General features: G+C 58.2%; 7 protein-coding genes. 4 read left to right on the top strand and 3 right to left on the bottom strand.

What is annotated here, in order from left to right:
- Positions 1–130 precede the first annotated feature (130 nt).
- Positions 131–2023, top strand: a complete 1893-nt coding sequence (gene mrdA / locus GXB78_RS24805) for a penicillin-binding protein 2 (RefSeq protein WP_329517400.1) — start codon at positions 131–133, stop codon at positions 2021–2023.
- Positions 2024–2069: 46 nt separating this feature from the next.
- Here mrdA and GXB78_RS24800 read toward each other — a convergent pair whose 3' ends face one another.
- Positions 2070–2474 carry a lysozyme inhibitor LprI family protein gene (locus GXB78_RS24800; RefSeq protein WP_329517399.1) on the bottom strand — a complete coding sequence of 135 codons (405 nt, stop codon included), beginning with the start codon at positions 2472–2474 and terminating at the stop codon, positions 2070–2072.
- A gap of 48 nt (positions 2475–2522) precedes the next feature.
- Positions 2523–3437, bottom strand: a complete 915-nt coding sequence (locus tag GXB78_RS24795; protein ID WP_329517398.1) for an ADP-ribosylglycohydrolase family protein — start codon at positions 3435–3437, stop codon at positions 2523–2525.
- Between the two features lie 176 nt (positions 3438–3613).
- On the opposite strand from GXB78_RS24795, the gene GXB78_RS24790 reads away from it, so the two are divergent.
- A complete protein-coding gene (locus tag GXB78_RS24790) occupies positions 3614–4102 on the top strand; it encodes an SRPBCC family protein (RefSeq protein ID WP_329517397.1) in 489 nt (162 codons plus the stop codon).
- A 323-nt stretch (positions 4103–4425) separates the two neighbouring features.
- Here the strand turns inward: GXB78_RS24790 and acnA are convergent, their stop codons facing one another.
- Positions 4426–7167, bottom strand: a complete 2742-nt coding sequence (gene acnA, locus GXB78_RS24785; protein WP_329517396.1) for an aconitate hydratase AcnA — start codon at positions 7165–7167, stop codon at positions 4426–4428.
- Positions 7168–7389: 222 nt separating this feature from the next.
- Here acnA and rlmM point away from each other — a divergent pair, with 222 nt between their 5' ends.
- Together rlmM and tusA are read left to right on the top strand one after the other, a co-directional pair.
- Positions 7390–8463, top strand: a complete 1074-nt coding sequence (gene rlmM / locus GXB78_RS24780) for a 23S rRNA (cytidine(2498)-2'-O)-methyltransferase RlmM (protein ID WP_329517395.1) — start codon at positions 7390–7392, stop codon at positions 8461–8463.
- 162 nt (positions 8464–8625) lie between these two features.
- On the top strand, positions 8626–8877 hold the full coding sequence (gene tusA / locus GXB78_RS24775; RefSeq protein ID WP_039760810.1) for a sulfurtransferase TusA: 252 nt from the start codon (positions 8626–8628) through the stop codon (positions 8875–8877).
- Positions 8878–8911 lie beyond the last annotated feature (34 nt).

The raw sequence follows: 8911 nt of genomic DNA, 5'->3' as shown, positions 1-8911 counted from the left end.
TCAGAGCGCCACCGGGGTAAATTCATCCTGAAGTGGACGGCCAGTTTTGGTATGGTGCAGCTCGTTTTTTAACGGACTGATGTCCTGCCCACGGATCGGCACTCATTTATGTCAAAGAGTTGCTGTAGAAATGCCTGAACCAATTCCGATCAAGGACCATGAAAAAGAAACGCGGCTAGTCAACAAACGCTTGATTGCCTGTGCTCTGTTCGTCTTCGCCATCAGCTGTGCTCTGGTGGTACGCCTGTATATCCTCCAAGTGGTGGAGTTCGACTACCACTCGACCATCTCCGAAAACAACCGTGTCCATGTCCTGCCGATACCGCCGACGCGCGGATTGATCTATGACCGCAACGGTGTACTTCTCGCCGACAACCGCCCCAGCTACAACCTCACCATCACTCGTGAGCGTGCAACTGATGTCAATCAGGAGCTGGACGAAGTCATCAACTTGCTGCATCTGCCTGCCGAAGATCGCTCGGTATTCGACAGGGCGATGAAGCAATCCCGGCATCCGTTCACACCGGTCACCCTGTTTTATGAGCTGACGGAAGAGCAGATCGCCGTCCTGGCGGTCAACGAATTCCGTCTGCCGGGCCTTGATGTCGAACCGCAGTTTGTCCGGCACTATCCCCTCGGAAAGCATTTCGCCCACTCGATCGGTTACGTCGGTCGGATCAATGAAAAGGAATCGAAAACTCTCGACTCCGTTGAATACCGTGGTACGCAATCCATCGGTAAAACCGGTATCGAGCGCTTCTATGAAGCGCAGCTGCATGGCCATGTCGGTTACGAAGAGGTCGAAACCAATGCTCAAGGCCGAGTGCTGCGGGTGCTCAAGCACACCGACCCGGTGCCAGGCAAAAACATCGTCCTCAGCCTCGATGTGAAACTGCAGGAAGCCGCCGAAGCCGCTTTGGGCGACCGTCGTGGATCCGTGGTGGCTCTTGATCCGTCCACGGGAGAAGTGCTGGCCATGGTCAGCAACCCGAGCTTCGATCCGAATCTGTTCGTCACTGGTATCAGTTCGAAAGAATACTCGGCGCTACGTGATTCCATCGACCGGCCGCTGTTCAACCGCGTGTTGCGCGGCCTGTATGCTCCAGGCTCGACGATCAAACCGGAAGTTGCCATCGCAGGTCTGGACGCAGGCGTCGTGACTCCGCAAACCCGCGTATTCGACCCTGGCTATTACCAACTACCGGACTTCGATCACAAGTACCGTAACTGGAACCACAGCGGTGACGGCTGGGTGGATATGGACGCGGCGATCATGCGCTCCAACGACACTTACTTCTACGACTTGGCGCACAAGCTTGGCATCGATCGTCTGCACGACTACATGGCGATGTTTGGTCTCGGTGAAAAAGTCTCGCTGGACATGTTTGAAGAATCGCCCGGTCTGATGCCGTCGCAAGCCTGGAAACGCGCGACGCGGCGACAGGCTTGGTATCCCGGTGAAACCGTTATTCTCGGCATCGGCCAAGGCTATATGCAGGTCACGCCACTGCAATTGGCCCAAGCCACTGCACTGATTGCCAACAAAGGAATATGGAATCGGCCGCATTTGGCCAAGTCGGTCGACGGCGTAGCGCCGGTTGACGAGCACCCGATGCCGAACATCCTGCTCAAGGATCCGCGTGATTGGGAGCAGGTCAACCACGGTATGCAGATGGTCATGCACGATGCTCGCGGTATTGCCCGAGCGGCCGCTGCGGGCGCGCAATATCGAATCGCCGGCAAAAGTGGTACGGCGCAAGTGGTGGCGATCAAACAGGGTGAGCGCTATAACCGTGAGAAAACCCTCGAGCGCCACCGCGACAATGCTTTGTTCGTTGGATTCGCACCGGCAGAGCATCCAAAGATCGCCATTTCGGTAATGATCGAGAACGGCGAGGCTGGAGGGCGAGTTGCCGGGCCAGTGGTCCGGCAGATCATGGACGCTTGGTTACTCGATCAGGATGGGCACCTCAAACCGCAATACGCCGCGCCGAGCAAAGCCCCCGGCGATCCTCATGTCTGAGGCGTAATGGCTTCCCAGTACAGGCTCCCGCGAGCGGAGCCTGTAATTACGCACCGGGTACCGGGCAACTCATGTCGCCTTCCTCACATTGCAGATATTGCTTGAACGCCTCGACACGCGTCTTGGTAATGCCCGTCAGGCAATCGCTGTAAATCAATGGATAAACGCTCCCGCCCGTCACCCCTGATGCCGAAAACTTGCACTCGGCATCCCGAAAGCCGATCCACGCCCGTTGCGCGTTGACCAGCAGCTTCTTGCCGTCCGGGTTGTCCTTCAGGCGTCCGGTGATCTGCTGATAGAGCGTATTCAGTTCCTTGTCTGCCGCTTTGAAGGCTTGCCCCGCGCATTGATTCATCGTCGCCTGATCGTTGGCGTTGGAGCAATCAACGGCGGCGTGGGCAAATGGGGAAAATAAAAAAGGCGCAAGGGCCAGGAGCAGGCGCACTGACATTAGGTTCTCGCTGTATCGAGTGGAAAGAGCAAAACAGTGTAGCGATTGTTACGCACGTAACCTGGAGGCCTCAAGCAGGCGATCCGCAGTGGCTGCGATTTCTTCGCCTTCATGCAGCCGCTCCAGCCAGTGCTCAGGAATCGCCCGAACGCCGTAGTAAGCGCCGGCCAACTGACCCACGATAGCAGCCGTAGTATCCGCATCATCACCGAGATTGGCTGCCTTGAGTACAGCGTCAGCGTAGCTCTGCGTGTGATGAAAGCACCACAAAGCGGCTTCCAGTGATTGGACGCTATAGCCGCTGCCTTTGATTTCAGTTTCCGCTTTATCGAGGTACTCACCCCGTGCGATCGCAACCACCTTGGGCTGGGAAAGCTCTGACAGTGGTGACCGGCGAAGCTGTGTTTTCTCCGCACCCTCCAGCGCTCTCGCGATCAGATCAGCCAGCAATTGGCAGCACTCGATTGCCTCCGGCGCCGCATGGGTTGTGCGCGAACTATCGGCAGCAAAGGTCTGGATCTGTCGAATGTCGGGAAAATAGAACAGCACGACGGGCGCCAATCGCATCAGCGAACCGTTGCCAGCGGTAAGAGGGTCAGTGGAACCCGCAAAAGGGTCCCCGGTTGTCTGGTACTGTTCCAGCGCCTGGCTCACGGTCATGCCGATATCGAAACATTCACCGGTAGAACTGAGGTATCCCCATTTCCACCAGTTGAGATAGCGGCCCATCTGATCAGCCGCATCGAAGCCGTTTTTGCTCAGCAGGCTCTCGGCCAGACAGAGTGCCATTGAGGTGTCGTCCGTCCATTGCTCGGGTTTGAGCTGGAATGGACCTCCGCCGACCATATCACTCAGCGGTCGGAAGGATCCTCGCGGTTGAAACTCCACCGTTGTGCCGACCGCATCGCCGCAAGCCAGGCCGAGGAGGGCGCCGCGATAACGATCGGCAAGAGAAGGCTGCATGATTCGTCCTTGTTTCTGCGGATTCGCTGGAAAGATAACAGGTCGGGCAGCGCTGATCACAGAGCGAAAACTACGGCAGGATGTGTCCGCAGGATTGCGTGGTTGCAGCGCTTCGATACAACTTCGCATTGGACACGTGGTCATACAAGCCTAGTGTTCAGAACATGAGGTGACGTATGAAACCAGTACCCAACAGTTTCGAACGCAAAATCACGCTCAAGGCGTCGCGTTCCCATGTCTGGCGTGCACTTGTCGATGCCGAGGCCTTTGGCCAGTGGTTCGGCGTGGCGCTGGAGGGCCGGCGGTTCATCGCCGGCGAATGGACACAGGGGCAGGTTACGTACCCCGGTTATGAGCACGTATTGTGGAATGTGCTGATCGAGCGGGTCGAGCCGCAGCAGTTGTTTTCCTTCCGCTGGCACCCGTACGCGGTCAACCCGAAAATCGACTACTCGCAAGAGCCGACCACGCTGGTCAAGTTCGAATTGCAGGACTTCGAGGACGGCACTCTGCTCAAGGTCTCGGAGTCGGGCTTTGCGCACATTCCCGATATTCGCCAGAAAGAGGCGTATTACATGGACAGTCGCGGCTGGGAGGAACAATTGAGCAGGCTTGAACAGTTCCTCGTCGAAAGCGCCAAGGCCCGTGAAAGCGGTAGTGCCTGACAGGTCTAAGGGTTTTCGGAAGTGTTTGTATGGCGAATGTCTTACACGCGTTGGTAGCTTTTACGACTATTGCTGATTGGATCCACTGGGTAATCTACACACATCAACTGAGACACAGGGAGTGTTTCAGGATCATGGATGATCGACCATTTGCAAGGATCGCTGCCGACAGGGAGTCGATAATGGTCTTGGGAAAAACCCGCTTCGGCGGGTTTTTTTTCGTCTGTACGTAGGAGCTGCCGAAGGCTGCGATGTTTTGATCTTGCTCTTGAAAGCCAAAGTCAAAAAATCGCAGCCAGGGGCAGCTTCACAAATGTTGCTCCTTACGAAGCAATCAACTGCCGCAACACATAATGCAGAATCCCCCCCGATTTGAAGTACTCGACTTCGTTCAACGTATCAATCCGGCACAAGACTTCAATCTTCTCCTGACGCCCATCCTCGCGAGTAATCACCAGAGGCAGATTCATCCGCGGCGTCAACTCGACACCGCTCAGCCCCTGAATCTCGAATGTTTCCTTGCCAGTCAGATTGAGACTCTTGCGATTCTGGTCAAGCTTGAACTGCAACGGCAGCACACCCATGCCGACCAGATTGGAGCGGTGAATACGCTCGAAACTTTCCGCAATCACGGCTTTGACCCCCAGAAGATTGGTACCTTTCGCCGCCCAGTCACGGCTTGACCCGGTGCCATATTCCTGGCCGGCAATCACCACCAGTGGCGTGCCCGAAGCCTGGTACTTCATGGCCGCATCATAGATGGCCAGTTTTTCCCCGCTGGGTATGTAGATCGTGTTGCCGCCTTCCTCGCCCCCGAGCATCTCATTGCGGATACGAATATTGGCAAAGGTCCCGCGCATCATCACTTCGTGATTACCGCGACGTGAGCCATAGGAGTTGAAATCACGCGGCTCGACGCCTTTTTCCTGCAGATAACGCCCGGCCGGGCTGTCGATCTTGATATTGCCGGCGGGGGAGATGTGGTCGGTGGTTACCGAATCACCGAGCAAGGCCAGTACCCGCGCGCCTTTGACGTCTTTGACTTCCGGCAAAGGGCCGGAAATATCGTCGAAGAAAGGTGGATGCTGAATGTAGGTCGAATCGTCCTGCCACACGTAAGTCGCCGCTTGCGGCACCTCAATGGCTTGCCACTGCTCATCACCGGCGAACACTTCGGCATATTCCTTGTGGAACATTGCCGTGTTGACCTGATTCACCGCCTCGGCGATTTCCCGGCTGCTTGGCCAGATATCGCGCAGATACACCGGATTGCCTTGCTGATCCTCACCCAGCGGTTCGCTGCTGATATCCGTGCGCACGCTGCCAGCCAATGCATAGGCGACGACCAGCGGCGGCGAGGCCAGCCAGTTGGTTTTCACCAGCGGGTGCACCCGGCCTTCGAAGTTGCGGTTGCCGGACAGTACTGACGCGACGGTCAGATCGGCTTTCTGAATGGCCTTCTCGATCGGCTCCGGCAGTGGCCCCGAGTTGCCGATGCAGGTGGTGCAGCCATAGCCGACAAGGGAGAACCCGAGCTGATCAAGGTACTGAGTCAGCCCGGCAGCCTTGTAATAGTCGGTGACGACTTTCGAGCCGGGCGCGAGTGAGCTTTTGACCCACGGCTTGCGCGTCAGACCTTTCTCGACGGCTTTTTTCGCCAGCAGCCCGGCCGCCATCATCACGCTCGGGTTGGAAGTGTTGGTGCAGGAAGTGATCGCGGCGATGACCACGGCGCCGTTTTTCAGGCGATAGGTCTTGCCCTCGTATTCGTAGTCCGCTTCGCCCACCAGATCGGCGTTGCCCACCGCCACGCCGCCACCGCCCTCGCTTTCCAGGCGTCCTTCTTCCTTGCTGGTGGGTTTGAATTGCAGGTCGATGAAATCACTGAAGGCCTGCGCGACGTTCGGCAGCGAGACGCGATCCTGCGGGCGTTTCGGCCCGGCCAGACTGGCCTCGACGCTGCCCATGTCCAAAGCCAGGCTGTCGGTGAACACCGGCTCCTGACCCGGCAGACGCCACAGGCCTTGAGCCTTGGTGTAGGCCTCGACCAGTTTCACCACTTCTGGCGGACGGCCGGACAGGCGCAGGTATTCCAGGGTGACATCGTCGACCGGGAAGAAGCCGCACGTCGCACCGTATTCCGGAGCCATGTTGGCGATGGTCGCACGGTCGGCCAACGGCAGGTCGGCGAGGCCGTCGCCGTAGAATTCGACGAATTTGCCGACCACGCCTTTCTTGCGCAGCATCTGCGTCACGGTCAGCACCAGGTCGGTCGCGGTGATGCCTTCCTTGAGCTTGCCGGTAAGTTTGAAGCCGATCACTTCCGGAATCAGCATCGACACCGGTTGCCCGAGCATCGCCGCTTCCGCTTCAATCCCGCCAACGCCCCAGCCGAGTACGCCGAGGCCGTTGATCATGGTGGTGTGGGAGTCAGTCCCGACCAGCGTGTCGGGGAACGCGTAAGTGCGGCCATCCTCATCTTTGGTCCAGACGGTGCGGCCGAGGTATTCGAGGTTGACCTGATGGCAGATGCCGGTGCCCGGCGGTACCACGCTGAAGTTATCGAACGCACTCTGGCCCCAGCGCAGGAAGGCATAGCGCTCGCCGTTGCGTTGCATTTCAATGTCGACGTTCTGTTCGAAGGCACTGGCGCTGCCAAACTTGTCGACCATTACCGAGTGGTCGATCACCAGATCCACCGGCGACAACGGATTGATTCGTTGCGGGTCGCCACCGGCCTTGGCCATCGCCGCACGCATGGCGGCGAGGTCGACCACGGCAGGGACGCCGGTAAAATCCTGCATCAATACACGGGCCGGGCGGTACTGGATTTCGCGATCGGAGCGGCGCTCCTTGAGCCAGGCGGCGATGGCCCTTAGATCGGCGCCGGTCACGGTTTTTTCGTCTTCCCAGCGCAGCAGGTTTTCCAGCAGGACCTTCAACGACATCGGCAGCTTGTCGAGGTCGCCCAGGCTTTTGGCGGCTTCCGGCAGGCTGAAATAATGGTAGGTCGTGGCGTCGATTTGTAGGGTTTTCAATGACTTCAGACTATCGAGGGACGGCATTACGATCACTCCTTTGAGTCCGCACGGCTACGGACTGAGGGGACGGGCAGAGCATTAAACCTAGCCCTGTTTTGAGTAGCTGGCTAATAACTGGACTCTATGGGCGGAACCAAGGTTCCGACTTCGGCTATCATGCGCCGGTTTTCGTGACAGGCATTGCGGCAGCGCAAGGCTTGAGCATCGCGCAGCGGCCGAATCATCGACCGCTGCCCAGGAGTAAGAATGAACACCCTATTCATGCATTGCCGGCCGGGCTTCGAAGGCGAAGTCTGTTCGGAGATTTCCGACCTCGCCGCCCGTCTCGATGTCGCCGGTTACGCCAAAGCCAAAACGGCTGCGGCCTGCGCCGAGTTCGTCTGCACTGAAGCGGACGGCGCCGAACGTCTGATGCGCGGGCAACGTTTCGCTGAGCTGATCTTCCCGCGGCAGTGGGCGCGCGGCTTTTTCATCGATCTGCCGGAAAACGACCGGATCAGCGTGATTCTCGCGCACATGGCCGATTTCCCGGTGTGCGGCAGTCTGTGGCTGGAAGTGGTCGATACCAATGACGGCAAGGAGCTGTCGAACTTCTGCAAGAAGTTCGAAGGCCCGCTGCGCAAGGCGCTGACCGCCGCCGGCAAACTGCTGGAAGACGCCAGCAAGCCGCGTTTGTTGCTGACCTTCAAAAGCGGCCTCGAGGTGTTTCTCGGCATGGCCGACGCCGGTAATTCGGCAATGTGGCCGATGGGCATTCCGCGCCTGAAGTTTCCCCGCGAGGCGCCAAGCCGTTCGACCTTGAAGCTGGAAGAAGCGTGGCACCACTTCATTCCGCGCGATCAGTGGGAAGATCGTCTGCACAGTGACATGACCGGCGTCGACCTCGGCGCCGCGCCGGGCGGCTGGACCTGGCAACTGGTCAATCGCGGCATGCTGGTTACCGCCATCGACAACGGCCCAATGGCAGAGAGCCTGATGGAAACCGGGCTGGTCCAGCATCTGATGGCTGACGGTTTTACCTTCAAGCCCAAGCAGCCGGTTGACTGGATGGTCTGCGATATCGTCGAGAAACCGGCGCGCAACGCGGCGATGCTGGAAGAGTGGATCGGCGAGGGACATTGCCGCGAGGCGGTGGTCAACCTGAAGCTGCCGATGAAGCAGCGTTATGCCGAGGTGAAGCGACTGCTCGAGCGCATTGCCGATGGTTTCAAGGCGCGCGGGATCAAGGTTGATATCGGCTGCAAGCAGCTGTATCACGACCGTGAAGAAGTGACCTGCCACTTGCGTCGGCACGACAGCAAAAAAACCAAGTCCCGCTGAAGCAGCGCAAACCCTTGTGGGAGCGAGCCTGCTCGCGAAAAGTGGTGGGGCAGCCAACGATGTGTTGACTGACGGATTGCCTTCGCGAGCAGGCTCGCTCCCACATGGGTTGGACGATACCCGGCAATGCGCGACAATGCCGGCCAGTTTCTGGAGTGAATCATGAGTGAAATGATCGATACCCCGGTCGACGGCACCCTCGACGCCACCGGTCTCAATTGCCCGGAACCGGTGATGATGTTGCACCAGCACATCCGCGATCTGGTGCCCGGCGGCCTGCTCAAGGTGATCGCCACCGATCCCTCGACCAAACGCGATATCCCCAAATTCTGTGTGTTTCTCGACCATGAGTTGGTGAGCCAGCACGAAGAGGCCGGTACTTATCTGTACTGGATCCGCAAGAAAGACGCTTAACAGCAGCTACACATAGAACAACTGTGGGAGCGAG

Source organism: Pseudomonas moraviensis subsp. stanleyae (assembly GCF_036283065.1).
GTDB lineage: Bacteria > Pseudomonadota > Gammaproteobacteria > Pseudomonadales > Pseudomonadaceae > Aquipseudomonas > Aquipseudomonas stanleyae.
This window is presented reverse-complemented; position numbering and strand designations above follow the sequence as displayed.